At 32.2% G+C, this 14,709-nt stretch carries 12 protein-coding genes; 5 read left to right on the top strand and 7 right to left on the bottom strand.

The window, feature by feature from the left end:
- Nucleotides 1-118: 118 nt before the first annotated feature.
- Nucleotides 119-2,272: an OmpA family protein gene (locus HXZ69_RS06385; protein WP_286495383.1), complete on the top strand. Its 2,154-nt coding sequence runs from the start codon at nucleotides 119-121 to the stop codon at nucleotides 2,270-2,272.
- Between the two features lie 63 nt (nucleotides 2,273-2,335).
- On the opposite strand, the gene HXZ69_RS06380 is transcribed toward HXZ69_RS06385, so the two are convergent.
- Nucleotides 2,336-3,541 carry an RsmB/NOP family class I SAM-dependent RNA methyltransferase gene (locus HXZ69_RS06380; RefSeq protein WP_038333863.1) on the bottom strand — a complete coding sequence of 402 codons (1,206 nt, stop codon included), beginning with the start codon at nucleotides 3,539-3,541 and terminating at the stop codon, nucleotides 2,336-2,338.
- 54 nt (nucleotides 3,542-3,595) lie between these two features.
- Entirely contained in the window at nucleotides 3,596-4,039 is a 444-nt protein-coding gene (locus HXZ69_RS06375; RefSeq protein ID WP_260392413.1) for an acyl-CoA thioesterase, read from the bottom strand.
- A 343-nt stretch (nucleotides 4,040-4,382) separates the two neighbouring features.
- On the opposite strand from HXZ69_RS06375, the gene HXZ69_RS06370 reads away from it, so the two are divergent.
- Nucleotides 4,383-6,515, top strand: a complete 2,133-nt coding sequence (locus tag HXZ69_RS06370; protein WP_286495382.1) for a Tex family protein — start codon at nucleotides 4,383-4,385, stop codon at nucleotides 6,513-6,515.
- A 75-nt stretch (nucleotides 6,516-6,590) separates the two neighbouring features.
- Here the strand turns inward: HXZ69_RS06370 and HXZ69_RS06365 are convergent, their stop codons facing one another.
- Nucleotides 6,591-7,094: a DUF2314 domain-containing protein gene (locus HXZ69_RS06365; protein WP_219034560.1), complete on the bottom strand. Its 504-nt coding sequence runs from the start codon at nucleotides 7,092-7,094 to the stop codon at nucleotides 6,591-6,593.
- Nucleotides 7,095-7,136: 42 nt separating this feature from the next.
- Nucleotides 7,137-8,525, bottom strand: coding sequence for an HTTM domain-containing protein (locus HXZ69_RS06360; protein WP_286495381.1), 1,389 nt, complete (start codon nucleotides 8,523-8,525; stop codon nucleotides 7,137-7,139).
- A 72-nt stretch (nucleotides 8,526-8,597) separates the two neighbouring features.
- Between HXZ69_RS06360 and HXZ69_RS06355 the strand changes: the two genes are divergently transcribed.
- Nucleotides 8,598-8,999 carry a thiol-disulfide oxidoreductase DCC family protein gene (locus HXZ69_RS06355; RefSeq protein WP_286495380.1) on the top strand — a complete coding sequence of 134 codons (402 nt, stop codon included), beginning with the start codon at nucleotides 8,598-8,600 and terminating at the stop codon, nucleotides 8,997-8,999.
- 11 nt (nucleotides 9,000-9,010) lie between these two features.
- On the opposite strand, the gene HXZ69_RS06350 is transcribed toward HXZ69_RS06355, so the two are convergent.
- The 3 genes from HXZ69_RS06350 to hisE all read right to left on the bottom strand — a co-directional run bounded on the left by HXZ69_RS06350 (nucleotide 9,011) and on the right by hisE (nucleotide 10,647).
- Complete coding sequence (locus HXZ69_RS06350; protein ID WP_260509645.1) at nucleotides 9,011-9,226, bottom strand: GNAT family N-acetyltransferase; 216 nt, start codon at nucleotides 9,224-9,226, stop codon at nucleotides 9,011-9,013.
- A gap of 281 nt (nucleotides 9,227-9,507) precedes the next feature.
- A complete protein-coding gene (locus tag HXZ69_RS06345; protein WP_286495379.1) occupies nucleotides 9,508-10,284 on the bottom strand; it encodes a M48 family metalloprotease in 777 nt (258 codons plus the stop codon).
- Between the two features lie 18 nt (nucleotides 10,285-10,302).
- Nucleotides 10,303-10,647 (bottom strand): phosphoribosyl-ATP diphosphatase, encoded by a 345-nt coding sequence (gene hisE, locus HXZ69_RS06340; RefSeq protein ID WP_125350653.1) that lies wholly within the window; start codon nucleotides 10,645-10,647, stop codon nucleotides 10,303-10,305.
- Between the two features lie 230 nt (nucleotides 10,648-10,877).
- Between hisE and gcvP the strand changes: the two genes are divergently transcribed.
- Nucleotides 10,878-13,733 (top strand): aminomethyl-transferring glycine dehydrogenase, encoded by a 2,856-nt coding sequence (gene gcvP / locus HXZ69_RS06335; RefSeq protein WP_286495377.1) that lies wholly within the window; start codon nucleotides 10,878-10,880, stop codon nucleotides 13,731-13,733.
- Nucleotides 13,734-13,882: 149 nt separating this feature from the next.
- Nucleotides 13,883-14,593: an aquaporin Z gene (gene aqpZ, locus HXZ69_RS06330; protein ID WP_286495376.1), complete on the top strand. Its 711-nt coding sequence runs from the start codon at nucleotides 13,883-13,885 to the stop codon at nucleotides 14,591-14,593.
- The last annotated feature ends 116 nt before the right edge of the window (nucleotides 14,594-14,709 follow it).

Genomic DNA, 14,709 nt, shown 5'->3' with positions numbered 1-14,709 from the left:
TTCATTATCTTTACATTGAATTTTTAAAATCTATTCGTTGAACACAAAAAATCTTTTTTTTTCCTTTTTTTTTATTCTGCTGAATACATTTTGTTGTGCACAGCAAATTTATCCGTATTTGGAACTTCAAAATGAAGAAGATTTTGAAAAAATAGAAGCAATTTCTCTCGAAAATGACTATAATTTTCATCATTTATTGGGTAATTTGAGTCATAATTTTACATTTCAGAACAATTCTTCGGAAGATATTTTGGCTAAATTTATTTATCCTTATCAAGCTTCTCAAAATGTGTACGAATTAAAAGCTTTTGTAAATGATAAAGTTTTCGAAATTCAATCCAAATCTATTGTAGATATTCGAAAAGAGTTAAAAAATATTGATGCTTCAACTATTTTTAAAAATCAACAAAACAATCAAGTTTTACAATTAGATTTAGGAAAAATTCCTGCACATGCTACACTAAAAATTCAGCTAAAAGTTTCGAAAATTGTTGAAGAAAATAGTTTGAATTATCAAGTTTCGTTTTTAGAGTTTATCGTGAAACGAACAGAATCTTTTACCCAAATTAATCGTTGGAACAATCAATTGAATGGTTTTCCGAAAAACATAAATTCAGATATTCATCTTTCGGGAAATTTTCCGATTTCAAAAATTGTTTCTGATTTAAAATTTTCAAAGGAAGATGATCGAAATTATGTTTCAAAAAATTCCGATAAAAAGATTCCAACTCTTCAATATGCTTATACAAAAAATGAACTACAAACAGGAATTGAAACGTTTACTGAAAATGGTTGCGATTATATTTTAGGAACAATTGAACCTGCAAATAATCCTTCTAAATATGATGCTCCGCGAGAATTTTTATTCGTTTTGGATGCTTCTGGTTCTATGATGAATCAACCAATTGAAACCACCAAAAAATTGATGTATCAACTTCTTCCAAATCTAAACGAAACAGATAAATTTAATGTGTTGGTTTATTCTACGAAAAATGAATTAATTTTTAATTCTTCTCAATTTCCAACGAAAGAAAACATCAATTTAGCTTTAGAAAAAATTAATTCTTTGAATGGAACTGGCGAAAAATTATTGGATGAAACAATCAAACAAATTCAGAAAAATCCTTTTGATAAAAATTATAAACGAATCATTACAATTATTTCTGATGGAGCGATGAATTTGAATGAAACTGTTTACAATTCACTCCGAAATTATGCAAAAGATACTCAATTTTTAACATTAGGAATTGGAAAGGAATTGGACTATCATGCGATGAATTTCATAAGTTTAGCAACAGGAACGCTTCCGATTACGGTCAATGAACCAAGAGAATTGAATCAGAAAATAACACAATTTCTGCAAGCTGTTTTGAATTCTTCTATTTATCATCTTAAAGTTCAATCATCCCAAATCAACCTCAACGAAACGTTTCCGAAGAATTTCAATACGTATTTAGCTCAAAATTCTGTCAATTTTGTTTCACGCGATTGTAATCGTCGTTATCCAAAAAAAATAGAAATTATTGGTAATCAATCGAACCAAAATTTCACTCAAAATTTTGAAATCAAACAACCAAATCCAAGTGAATTTACCGAAGCAATTAAGTTTTATTGGGCAAAACAAAAAATTGATTATCTCTTAAAAGATGAGGAACGTTGCGGTGAAATGTGCAAAAAAGATGGACGATATCGAAAAGAAATTGAGAAAATTGGAACTGAATTTAACATTTCAACACCTTATAATTTATTGATCCAGAAAGGAAATATAGAAAATTACAACAATGATTATGATACAGATGGCGATGGCGTGATGGATATCGAAGATGAATGTCCGTATATAAAAGGAAATCGTTTTGGAAATGGTTGTCCAGAAAGCAATTTGAGTGATAAAAAGATTGGAAATTATGTTCAAGATTATTCAAATTATTTAATGGAAACCGTCGAATTTGATTTTGATAAAGCTGAAATCAGAGCTATTGATTATCCAAAATTGAATGAAGTTGTTGCAATTATGAAACGAAATCCATCACATCATTTTGTTATCGAAGGTCATACAGATGCGGTTGGAACAGAATCTTACAATATAGATTTATCACAACGAAGAGCAAACGCTGTGTTGAATTATTTGATAGAAAAAGGCTTAAATAAAAATCGATTTTCAATTTCCGCTAAAGGTTTTTCAGACTTGAAACACAAAGAATGCAATCCTGCTGCAAATTGTATTGATTGGAAAAATTTTGAAAATAGACGAGTTAGATTTAAGATAAAATAATTATTGTAACAAAAAAAGACCAAGCTTTCACTTAGTCTTTTGTATCTTATAATAATTAACAGCTTAAGAAATTCTTTCAATCAAAGCCATGTAGAATCCATCATAATTAGTTTGAGATGGATAATGCATTTTATCTGAAACCATTTTATAATTTGGATTATTCTTCAAGAATTTTTCTACTTGCTGCTCATTTTCTTGTGGTAAAATAGAACAAGTTGCATAAACCATCATTCCACCAACTTTAATGATTTTAGAATAATCAGCTAATATTTTTTCTTGTGTTGCTAATATTTCGTCAATAAATTCTGGTCTTAATTTCCATTTTGCATCAGGATTACGTTTCAAAACTCCCATTCCAGAACAAGGTGCATCAATCAATAAGCGATCAGCAGAATTCTCCATACGCTTGATTGTTTTTGCTTCAATCACCTTTGTTTGTACATTCTGAACATTGTTACGTTTTGCACGACGTTTCAATTCTTTCAATTTCCAATCGTACAAATCCATTGCAATAATTTGCCCTTTGTTTTCCATCAAAGCAGCTAAATGCAATGTTTTTCCTCCGGCACCAGCACAAGCATCTACCACACGCATTCCTGGCTGAACACGTAAATAAGGCGCAATCAATTGCGATCCTGCGTCTTGAACTTCAAACCAACCATTCTGAAATTCATCTGTACGGAAAATATTTGTTTTCTCTTCAAGCTCTAAAGCATCTTGATATTTCGATAAAACTTTCGTTTTTATTCTACGCTCCTTCAACGCTTTTTGTAATGTTTTACGGTCTGTTTTCAAGGAATTCACACGTAAAACTGTTGGTGCTTGCGAGTTCATTGCATGCACTTCATCTAACCAACGATTTCCCAACGACTTCTCTCCTAACTCGAACATCCAATCTGGATACGATTCTGCAACCGCAATATTTTTAGACGAATTGTGATGTCTTTTCAAGACTTCTTTTGGATAGATTTTTTGAAATTCTTCCCATTTTGGTAACGTTTGCTCTGGATCTAAAGCAAACCAAGTTCCAACAAACTCCCAAATTGTATCAGGAGAAAGCGGACGGCTCATTGCCCCTTCAACCAAACGTTTCCAACGAACTAAATCGTAAACCGTTTCGGCAATAAAAGCACGATCGCGCGCTCCCCATTGCTTATTCGATTTCAATGTTCGCTCAACTTCTTTATCTGCATATTTTCCTTCGAAGAAAATTTGTTGCAATGTGTCGGTAATTCCGACAAATAAATTTTTATATGGTAAAATCTTCATAACTCGGTGCAAATTTACAAAGACTTAAATGATTAGCGTAATTAATTTATAAGATTATACAACTTCAAAAAGATCTTTTATCTTTTGAGGAACCTCAACCACTTTATTTTGCTGATAATCGAAGGTCACAATTCCTGTTTTCGCTTTTGCAATTAATTTATCTTTTGTAGAAATTTTATAGATTACATCAAAACTAACACGCGAAAAATCTTGCACACCAATCTCAATCAACAATTCATCACCATAAAAAGCTTGATTTTTATACTCAATCGCAACATCACCCATAATCACACTTACACCTCCAAAATCTAATTCCGAATAGCCATAATGTTGAAAAAACTGAATTCGCGATTCATGTATAATGGACAATACTTTATCGTTTGCCAAATGATTTCCATAATTGAGATCAGTTATGCGTACTGGTATTATTGTTGAAAATAAAAATTTGTCTAAAAAATCTAATTTTATACGAGCCATTTTGTAGATATCTTTGCTCAAAGATAAGAAAGTTGTATAAAAAAAAAAACGGGTTTAAGCTCCTCAGCTTAAACCCAATTGATTTTAAAAAAAACTTACACTAGTAAGTATAAATTTAACATTAAAAAAAATCAATCTTACTCTCTACTACCTATGGTCAAATTTAGAAATAATTTAATAAATACCAAAACTTTTTAGAAATTTTTTATTATTCTTTTTTATTTAAAATAAGACTGATATAAAAAACTCTAAATATTTAGATTATTATATAAAAAAATACTCTATTAAATACGACCTATATAAATAAAACATGCTATTTTTTATATTTGTGAAAAATAGTAATTTGCAAGGCCAAACTTTTAACATGAATTTGATTCAATACATTCATCAACATCTTAATTCTATTTCAGAAAAATCAATCAACAATACAGTAAATTGTTTGAATGAAGATAATACCATACCCTTTATTGCAAGATATAGAAAAGAGGTCACAGGAAATCTTGATGAAGTTCAAATTTCTGCTATAAAAAAACTGCAAAATCAATACAATGAAATTGTTTCTCGAAAAGAATTTATTTTAAAAACATTGGAAGAGCAGAATCAATTGAGTAACGAATTACAACAACGTATTCAGAAAAGTTTTGATTTGGTTCAATTAGAAGATTTATATCTTCCTTATAAAAAGAAGAAAAAAACACGTGCAACCATTGCAAAAGAAAAAGGTTTAGAGCCTTTGGCAAAAATCATCATGAAGCAAAATAATATTCCTGATTTGGATGATTTAGCAAAAAAATATCTAAATGAAGATGTGATAAGTATCGAAGATGCTTTTGCAGGTGTGCAAGATATTATTGCAGAATGGATCAATGAAAATGAGTATGTGCGTCATCGATTGCGAGATATTTTCAGAAAATCTGCTTTGATTGAAAGTAAACTAATAAAATCTAAAATAGATGATGAAGATTCGGCTAAATACTCGAACTATTTTGAATACGAAGAACTATTGAAAAAAATTGCTTCTCACCGATTATTGGCTATTTTACGCGGCGAAAATGAAGGCTTCTTGAAAGTAAATGTATCAATTGATAAAAAAGAAGCCTTCAAATTTCTTGAATACACGTTGATCAAATCTATTCAACCAGAAGTTTCTTGGGTTATTGAAGAAGCTATAAAAGATGCATACAAACGACTTTTGGCTCCTTCAATCTCGAATGAAGTGTTGAAAGAAGCAAAACAAAAAGCAGATGAAACATCAATAAATGTTTTTTCGAAAAACTTAAATCAATTGCTTTTGGCGCCACCTCTGGGAGAAAAACGAATTTTAGCGATAGATCCTGGTTACAAATCGGGTTGTAAAGTGGTTGTATTAGATGAGCAAGGTGATTTGTTGCACAACGAAAACATCTATCCGCATGCGCCTCAAAATGAAAAAACACAAGCCATCAAAAAACTAAAATCGCTTATCAATGCTTATAATATCGATGCAATTTCGATAGGAAATGGAACAGCTTCTCGCGAGACTGAAAATTTGGTTCAGAATATTGCATTTGATCGTCCACTAAAAGTTTTTGTTGTAAATGAAGCTGGTGCTTCGGTTTATTCGGCTTCTAAAATTGCGCGCGACGAATTTCCGGATAAAGATGTTACCGTTCGCGGTGCTGTTTCTATAGGCCGCCGTTTACAAGATCCTTTGGCAGAATTAGTAAAAATAGAGCCAAAATCGATTGGAGTTGGTCAGTATCAACATGATGTCGATCAAACTTTATTGAAAAATGAGTTGGATGATGTTGTTTCTTTCTGTGTAAACAAAGTTGGTGTAAATCTGAACACAGCAAGCAAACATTTACTAAATTATGTTGCAGGAATTGGTGAAAAAATGGCTGAAAATATTGTAGAATATCGAAGCGAAAATGGTGCATTTAATTCGAGAAAAGAGTTACTAAAAGTTCCTCGTTTGGGTGAAAAAGCATTCTTACAAGCTTCTGCTTTTTTACGAATTCCGAATGCAAAAAATCCGTTAGATAATTCTGCTGTTCACCCAGAATCGTATACACTTGTAGAGAAAATGGCGAAAGATTTGAAAGTTGATTTGAAAGATTTGATTCAAAATAAAGAATTGATTAATCAACTTGATTTAACCAAATATATTACCGAAAAAGTAGGTTTACCAACTTTAGAAGATATTAAAAAAGAACTTGAAAAACCTGGTTTAGATCCGCGTTCTACAGCCAAAGTTTTTAGTTTTGATCAACGATTAAAGAAATTTGAAGATTTGCAATTGGGCATGAAAGTTCCTGGAATTATTAATAATATTACCAATTTTGGCTGTTTTGTAGATATAGGAATCAAAGAAAATGGTTTGATTCATATTTCTAAAATTTCGAATGAATTTATTTCAGATGTAAATTCAAAAGTGCATTTGAGTCAACAAATTGAAGTAACCGTAATTGGAATTGATACAGAAAAACGTAAAATTCAATTGTCTTTGATTGATTAAGGAAAATAATTTCAAAATTAAAAGGCAATCTAACGAAAGATTGCCTTTTTGATTTTATTATTTTCTGAGCAGAAATTAATCCTCAAATTTTACTTTATATTGTTTATCAAACTCTTTTTTCTGCGCATCAGTCATTTTACTACGCATATATTTTATTGTAAATCCACCAATCATTTTATCACCTTTATAATACATCCAATCTGATAATTTAGTTGGATCTATCACAATTGTATCATTGTGTTTAACCAATTTTGTGTATTGAGGTACGTTGTCCACAATTCCTTTTAATTGGTCGTTGTCCGAATATACATCACGAATCCAAATATGCTCTTTTTGTGTCGCATTCGGAATATCATACATTTGTTTGACAATAAAATTAGTTGTCGTTGTATCTTTCATCGACAACGCCAATTTGAAATCATCAAACGTTTGTTGCGCTTCCTTCCCAATACTATCCAAATCTTTTTGTTCTTGCTTTTGCTTATCCAAACCTTTATAAGCTTCTACTCCAGCATTTTCTTTGTTACCACAAGAAAATAATAAAACCGAAAAAGCTATTGCGAATAATGTATATTTCATAATTGTATTTCTTTGATTGTTGTCCTATAAAGTTACATAAATTTATTCAAAATAAGATAAATTCAACTCTTTTGGTGTTGGCTGAATCCATTTTTGATGACCAAAATAACTCCAAGTTGTATAAGCTAAATTGTAATTTGGATTTGTAAATTGATAATAATCGCTACCATTGACAGAAACTTTTGCATCCACAAAAACTTTGACATCTTTCACACCATTTTTCGCATAATCATATTTTACATAACGTGCAAATTGCCACATCATATCTGGGCTAACCGCCATTTTTGACATTTGTTTGAAGGTTAGATATTTTGTCAAATCTACTTTCTCGCGTTTCAAGAATTTACCTTTTTTCTGCGGATCTGGTTTCGAAACATATACCACAACTTCACCCGCTTTGTTACGCAACATCATTCGCCAAGCCATGCGATGACCTTCCTCTGTCCAAAAAACATTTCCTGGAATAAAATAATGACGAACAGGTAAATATATTTGCCAAATCACATAGAAAAACATCAAATAAGAGAACATGACACGACGTGTTGTCAATAAATTATCATCATCCGAACGATCCATCATAAATGATTTTTTAGGAAAAACAACTTCCTGAATCTTAACGGGATCATAAAAGAAAATTAACATTGCCAAAGCAAAGAAAGGAAATATTCCAATCCCGAAAACTGCAGAATTGAAAATATGAAAGGCTACAGCACATTTGAAAGCGATTCCACGCGTTCTATTCATCAACATTGCAGGAATAATCAATAAATCGAAAAAGAATCCGCCCCAAGCAAAAACTTGTGCAAACTCTAAACTACTTACAACTTTTCCTAATCCAATCAAATTATATTTTGTTGTTAATAAATCGCCATATTCGTGAAATTTCATTTGTAAAAAAACACCGTTAAACCAATCTGGATAAATCTTTGCAAAAGCCGCAAAAACATACACAATTAATAACTGGATAATGAATAATGTTGGTACCCAATTGCGCATGGTTAGACGTTTTATTTTCGGAAAAATTAAACTATCAATCGAAAAGAAATGATGCGCAGGAATTATCGTCATCATCCACGAAACTAGCATAAACAGATAATAATGGTTGTTGTAGCTTGTTTTTTGCATGAAATACGTCAACGACCATAAAATAGTAAATACTATAATCGAAAATCGGTAAGCAAATCCAAACACGATAAACCAGCCTAAAATTCCCATGAGCACGTACAAATAAATCATATTTTGTCCCAAGAAGACATTTGTCCACTCGAATCCGATGAACGAAAATGTAATGTGCGGTTCAACAAAATTTGTTTGTACCCAACCTGTAAAAATGGCTCCCCAACATTCTGCAACAATTAATAAACCAAAGATTATTCGGAAAATTACAAGTGGAGAATTATCAACTTTTCGGAATAAATATTCGCTAAACATGATTGATTGTTAATTTTGGCTAATTTAAAAATAACCTTTAGAGTTTAGCTACTTTTAACGTATATTTATTGTATGAAAACGAGGAAAATTATTTTGTTTGATGGAATTTGCAATTTATGCAATCAATCTGTTCAGTTTGTGATAGAACATGACAAAAAAAATCAATTTCGTTTTGCTTCTTTACAATCTGATTTTGGACAAAATTTCTTGAAAGAAAATAATTTAGACGCTACTCAATTTGATTCTGTCGTTTTTATTGAAGATGATAAATTTTATACCAAATCATCTGCAGCACTTAAAATTTCGAAATATTTGGACGGAATAACTTCGTGGTTGACTATTTTTATGATTGTTCCAAAACCTTTGCGCGATGTGGTTTATAGTTTTATTGCGAAAAATCGTTATCGTTGGTTTGGAAAACAAGAAAGTTGCTGGCTTCCTAGTCCAGAATTGAAGGCGAAGTTTTTAGATTAAATTTTAAAGCTTTAACAAATAAAGCCAGTATTTTTTATCAAAAATTGGTTTTGTTCTTTGTTCATTACAAACCCTAAATCTTCATAAAGATGTCGAGCTGAATTCATAAATTCTGATGTATGAAGTGCGATAATTTTTTCATCTGATTCTTTTGCAAATAAAATACAAATTTTTATTAATTCTCTACCTATTCCTTTTCCTAAAAAATTAGGATGGACTCCAACCATTCTCAATTAAGTCCAATCTTTTTCGAATATTTCGGTAGGATTTCCTTTCGAAACTAAAAAAGCCATACCAATAATCTGATTATCGAATTCGCAAACAAAACAAGTAGATTTGGAAAGTAAATATCTATACGATTGTTATGCACTTAAAAAAGAGTACATCTTATTCCAATTCAAAGGGTTTAAAACATGTTCGAATTGTTGATAAGAATCTATCCCAAGAGTACGAAGATTTTCAACATCAGATAATGTTGCTTCTCTATAAGTTAAAACCATATATATTTCTACTGACTTCTGTATTTCTCAATTGCAGCTTTTATTTTTTCGCGACGATTAGATGGTGATGGATGCGTACTCTGAAACTCTGGAACTTGGCTTCCTCCCGAAGCTTCTTCCAAAATATCCATTACACCAATCAATGCTTCTGGATTATATCCTGCTTGAATCATAAATCGAACGCCCAAATCATCAGACTCCAATTCATCATCACGACCATATTTCATGTTCACCATATTTGCCACAACTTGCGCATAATAAGCCGAATTTGCGTCTCCAGCTGCAACACCTGCCGCTCCTGCAATTCCTTGCGAAAGTTCTTGTTTCGACATTTGTTCTGCACTATGACGCGCAATAACGTGACCAACTTCGTGTCCCAAAACTCCAGCCAATTGATCTTCGTTTTGCAAACGCGTCAACAAAGCTTCGGTAATAAAAATTGGGCCACCAGGCAATGCAAAAGCATTTACAGTTCGATTATCTGCTAACACATAAAACTGAAATGGATAATTCGTTTTATGCGCATCACTAGTATTGACCACTTTCGCGCCTACTCGTTTTACAAGTTCTTGGTATTGGGCATTGCGAGATAGTCCACCAAACTCTTGAGCCATTTGCGGAGCCGAATTAATTCCCATCGCAATTTCGTCATCTTTGGTTAATGAAATATATTGCTTTTCGCCTGTAATTTCATTGACTTCCGAAGAAGAAAAATATTTTATAACAGAAAAAATAACAATTGCTGCGGCAATTATTAATTTCATCGACGTTCCGCCCTTTTGCATATCAATATAAGGTGTTAATTATTTTTTGTGCCTTTTCTTTAAAATCTCCAAAACATCTTTTAATTCAAAGCCACGCGCATGTAAAGCCATAAGGTAATAAAAGAAAACATCTGCCGATTCTTCCAAAAAGTTTTCGTCGTTATCTTGTTCCGAAGCAATCACCATTTCTACGGCTTCTTCCCCCATTTTTTTAGCGATTTGCGAATTACCTTTTTTATGAACACGTTTCATTTTAGATTTTTTCGCATCCTCTAATTTCGCCTCTTCCATCATTATTTCCAATTTCTTTAAGAATGGAAATTTTTTCTCTTTTTTGACTTCAGAAGTATTTTCATTAAGTTCCATAAAATCGTTTGTTTTCATAGATTTTTTTAAACGTAGAATAAATTTAAGAAATTCTACCGAATTATTTATCTCAATTCTATTGCCAATATTACTATTTTTTGAAAAAAAAGAAAGTTTTTATTCACATTTATTTCTAAAAAAATAAAATTCTAATCAATTCATTCAATTAATTTTTAAGATTGTTGTTCACTTTTATTTTAAGATAAAAAAACGTATTTTTACGCGAAAATAAACATAGCGCAAACACAATGAACACAAACGATTTTTCCATTAGACATATTGGAAACAATGCGCAGCAAGCAGCTGAAATGCTTTCTGTTATTGGGAAAGATTCTATTGATTCTTTAATTGAGGCAACAGTTCCTCAGAACATTCGATTGAAAAATGCTTTGGATCTACCAGAAGCTTTATCAGAATTTGAAGCTATTAATCATTTAGCTGAAATCGCTTCAAAAAATAAAAAAGTAAAAAATTATCTTGGATATGGATATTATGGTACAATTTTACCAGCACCAATTCAACGTAATATATTAGAAAATGCTGGTTGGTACACAGCTTATACACCATACCAAGCGGAAATTGCGCAAGGACGTTTAGAAGCTTTATTAAATTTCCAAACTGTTATTTCTGATTTAACAGGTTTACCTATCGCAAATGCCTCTTTATTAGACGAAGGTACTGCATGTGGTGAAGCAATGCACATGTTATTTGAATCTCGTTCTCGTGATCAAAAGAAAAACAATGTCAACAAATTTTTTGTAGCAGACAACTTATTCCCTCAATCTGTAGCAGTTTTAGAAACGAAAGCACACGGTTTAGGAATTGAATTAGTTGTTGGAAACTTTGAAACAACTGAATTAACAGAAGAATTCTTCGGAGCGATTGTACAATACATCGGAAAAGGAGGACAAATCAATAATTATAAATCATTTGTAGAAAAAGCAAATGCGGTTAACGTAAAAGTTGCTGTTGCAACAGATTTATTAGCTTTAACATTATTAACACCTCCAGGTGAATGGGGAGCTGATATCGCAATTGGTACTTCTCAACGTTTTGGTGTTCCAATGGGATACGGTGGACCACACGCAGCTTTCTTATCTTGTACAGAAGAATATAAGCGTGTAATTCCAGGACGTATTATTGGAGTTTCTCAAGATCGTTTAGGAAATTATGCATTGCGTATGGCTTTACAAACGCGTGAACAACATATCAAACGTGAAAAAGCAACTTCTAACATTTGTACTGCACAAGTATTGTTAGCAGTTATGGCTTCTTTCTACGCGGTTTATCACGGTAAAGATGGTTTACAATATATCGCTGATCAAATCCATACTAAAGCAGCTGTTTTACACGGAGGTTTAGAGCATTTAGGATTTAAATTAGTGAATACAAATTTCTTCGATACAATTCAAATTGAGGTTGAAAACTCTGACGAAATTGTGAAGATTTTTGCAGAAGAAGAAATTAATGTAAATGGATTCGAAAACGGAAAAATTTCAATCACAATTGATGAAATGACTTCTGAAGAAGATATTTTTGAAATTTTAAGTGTTTTTGCAACAATTAAAAACACAGAAGACGGTTTCGAATTTGAAGTAGATGATTCTTATTTACCTCAAGATTTAATCAGAACTTCTGATTTCTTAACACACGAAAACTTCAATTTATATCATACAGAAACAGAATTAATGCGTTACATCAAACGTTTAGAACGTAAAGATTTAGCGCTTAACCAATCGATGATTGCATTAGGTTCTTGTACAATGAAATTGAATGCTGCAACAGAATTATTGCATATGTCTTGGGAAAGAATGGGGAATGTACACCCTTTCACTCCAAAAGATCAAGTAGAAGGTTACCAAACATTAATCAAAAACTTAGAAGATTATTTAGCTGTAATTACAGGTTTTGATGCAACTTCTTTACAACCAAATTCTGGTGCACAAGGAGAATATGCAGGTTTAATGGTTATTCGTTCTTACTTTGAGGCAAAAGGAGAAGGACACAGAAATGTAGTGTTGATTCCACAATCTGCTCACGGAACTAACCCTGCTTCTGCTGCAATGGCTGGAATGCAAGTTGTTGTTGTGAAAAACTTAGAATCTGGTGAAACAGATTTAGTTGACTTGAAAGAAAAATGTGAAAAACATAAAGATAACTTAGCTGCATTGATGATTACTTATCCATCAACTTATGGCGCTTTTGATAGCAATATCGAAGAAGTTACTGAAATGATTCACGCATACGGAGGTCAAGTTTATATGGACGGTGCAAATATGAATGCACAAGTTGGATTAACTTCTCCAGGAAATATTGGTGCAGACGTTTGTCACTTAAACTTACACAAAACATTCGCTATTCCTCACGGAGGTGGAGGACCTGGTGTAGGACCAATTTGTGTTAAAGCACACTTAGCTCCTTTCTTAGGATCTTCTCCATTAATCGAAACTGGAGGAAAAGAAGCGACAAATACATTTGCTGCAGCTCCTTATGGTTCTGCGTTCATTTTACCAATTTCTTACTCTTACATTTTAATGTTAGGAGCAGAAGGTTTATTGAAAGCGACACAAGGTGCAATTTTAAATGCTAATTACATGAAAACTCGTTTAGAGAAACATTTTGACATTTTATATACAAATGGAAACAATGTAGTGGCACACGAATTTATCTTAGATTGTCGTCCATTCAAAAAAGCAGGTATCGAAGTTACTGATATTGCAAAACGTTTGATTGATTACGGATTCCACGCACCAACAGTATCTTTCCCAGTTGCTGGAACGTTGATGGTAGAGCCTACAGAATCAGAAAACAAAGCAGAATTAGATCGTTTTTGTGATGCATTAATTTCTATTCGTCAAGAAATCGACGAAGTTGCAAACGGAGATTATCCAGTTGACAACAATGTATTACACAACGCGCCTCACCCAATTCACTTGATTACAGCAGACGAGTGGGAATATCCTTACTCTCGTTCTAAAGCTGCATATCCAGCAGAATGGGTTCGCGAGCGTAAATTCTTTGCATCTGTTTCTCGTATTGATGATGCTTACGGAGATCGTAACTTAATCTGTACATGTGCTCCTATCGAAGCCTATATGGATTAATTATTCTAGAAAGAATATATTATAAATACAAATCGCTCTGAGAAATCGGAGCGATTTTTTTATTGAAATAATTTAAATGTTTAAAATGTTTGTATTTCTTAATTTTTTTTAAAATTCATTCTAACTAAACTTTTAATATTAAAACATTTATGAAAAATTATGCTGCCGAGTTTTTCGGTACTTTTTGGTTAGTTTTCGGAGGTTGTGGTAGTGCAATCTTTGCAGCTGGTATTCCCGAATTAGGAATTGGTTACGCTGGTGTTGCATTAGCATTTGGTCTTACTGTATTAACAATGGCTTATGCAGTTGGTCATATTTCTGGAGGACATTTCAACCCTGCTGTCTCTTTCGGTTTATTTGCTAGAGGACGATTTGATGGAAAACAACTTATTCCTTATATTATTTCACAAGTACTCGGAGCAATTGCTGCAGCTGGTGTATTATACTTAATCTCATCTGGAAACTCAGATTTTGCAATTGACAATACCAAAGCTGGTGCATTCGCTTCCAATGGATATGGAGCCTTTTCTCCACATGGTTATAGCATGTTATCTGCTTTTCTAATTGAATTTGTCTTAACAGCCTTCTTCTTAATTGTTATTTTAGGTGCTACAGATAAATTTGCAAACGGAAAATTTGCTGGAATTGCTATTGGTTTAGCTTTAACATTAATCCACTTAATTTCTATTCCAATCACTAACACATCTGTAAATCCTGCCCGATCTACATCACAAGCTATTTTTGTTGGAGGAGAACCTCTTTCTCAACTATGGCTATTTTGGGTTGCTCCAATCGCAGGAGCAATTGTTGGAGGATTAATCTACAAATTTTTATTACAAAAAGACGAAAGTCATACATAAACCAAAAGCTCCAAAAGGAGCTTTTTTTAATTTATTATTTGTCCCGTCCTGAAATAGCGATACAAAAAAGAAATCGTTATTATGGAAGAAAGAAGCAATTATGTAAAACGTACTCA

Origin of the sequence: Empedobacter sp. R132-2, from assembly GCF_030324375.1 — a bacterium.
In the GTDB taxonomy this organism is placed as follows: domain Bacteria; phylum Bacteroidota; class Bacteroidia; order Flavobacteriales; family Weeksellaceae; genus Empedobacter; species Empedobacter falsenii_B.
Note: the sequence above shows the minus strand (reverse complement) of the source record. Positions and strands in the feature narration are given on the sequence as shown.

What these genes read in the sequence shown, in the direction of transcription:
- HXZ69_RS06380 (WP_038333863.1), bottom strand. Translation starts at nt 3,541, where the DNA reads ATGAAGATTTTACCATATAAAAATTTATTTGTCGGAATTACCGACACA.
- aqpZ (WP_286495376.1), top strand. Translation starts at nt 13,883, where the DNA reads ATGAAAAATTATGCTGCCGAGTTTTTCGGTACTTTTTGGTTAGTTTTC.
- hisE (WP_125350653.1), bottom strand. Translation starts at nt 10,647, where the DNA reads ATGAAAACAAACGATTTTATGGAACTTAATGAAAATACTTCTGAAGTC.
- HXZ69_RS06355 (WP_286495380.1), top strand. Translation starts at nt 8,598, where the DNA reads ATGAAAACGAGGAAAATTATTTTGTTTGATGGAATTTGCAATTTATGC.
- gcvP (WP_286495377.1), top strand. Translation starts at nt 10,878, where the DNA reads ATGAACACAAACGATTTTTCCATTAGACATATTGGAAACAATGCGCAG.
- HXZ69_RS06350 (WP_260509645.1), bottom strand. Translation starts at nt 9,226, where the DNA reads ATGGTTGGAGTCCATCCTAATTTTTTAGGAAAAGGAATAGGTAGAGAA.
- HXZ69_RS06345 (WP_286495379.1), bottom strand. Translation starts at nt 10,284, where the DNA reads ATGCAAAAGGGCGGAACGTCGATGAAATTAATAATTGCCGCAGCAATT.
- HXZ69_RS06360 (WP_286495381.1), bottom strand. Translation starts at nt 8,525, where the DNA reads ATGTTTAGCGAATATTTATTCCGAAAAGTTGATAATTCTCCACTTGTA.
- HXZ69_RS06365 (WP_219034560.1), bottom strand. Translation starts at nt 7,094, where the DNA reads ATGAAATATACATTATTCGCAATAGCTTTTTCGGTTTTATTATTTTCT.
- HXZ69_RS06370 (WP_286495382.1), top strand. Translation starts at nt 4,383, where the DNA reads ATGAATTTGATTCAATACATTCATCAACATCTTAATTCTATTTCAGAA.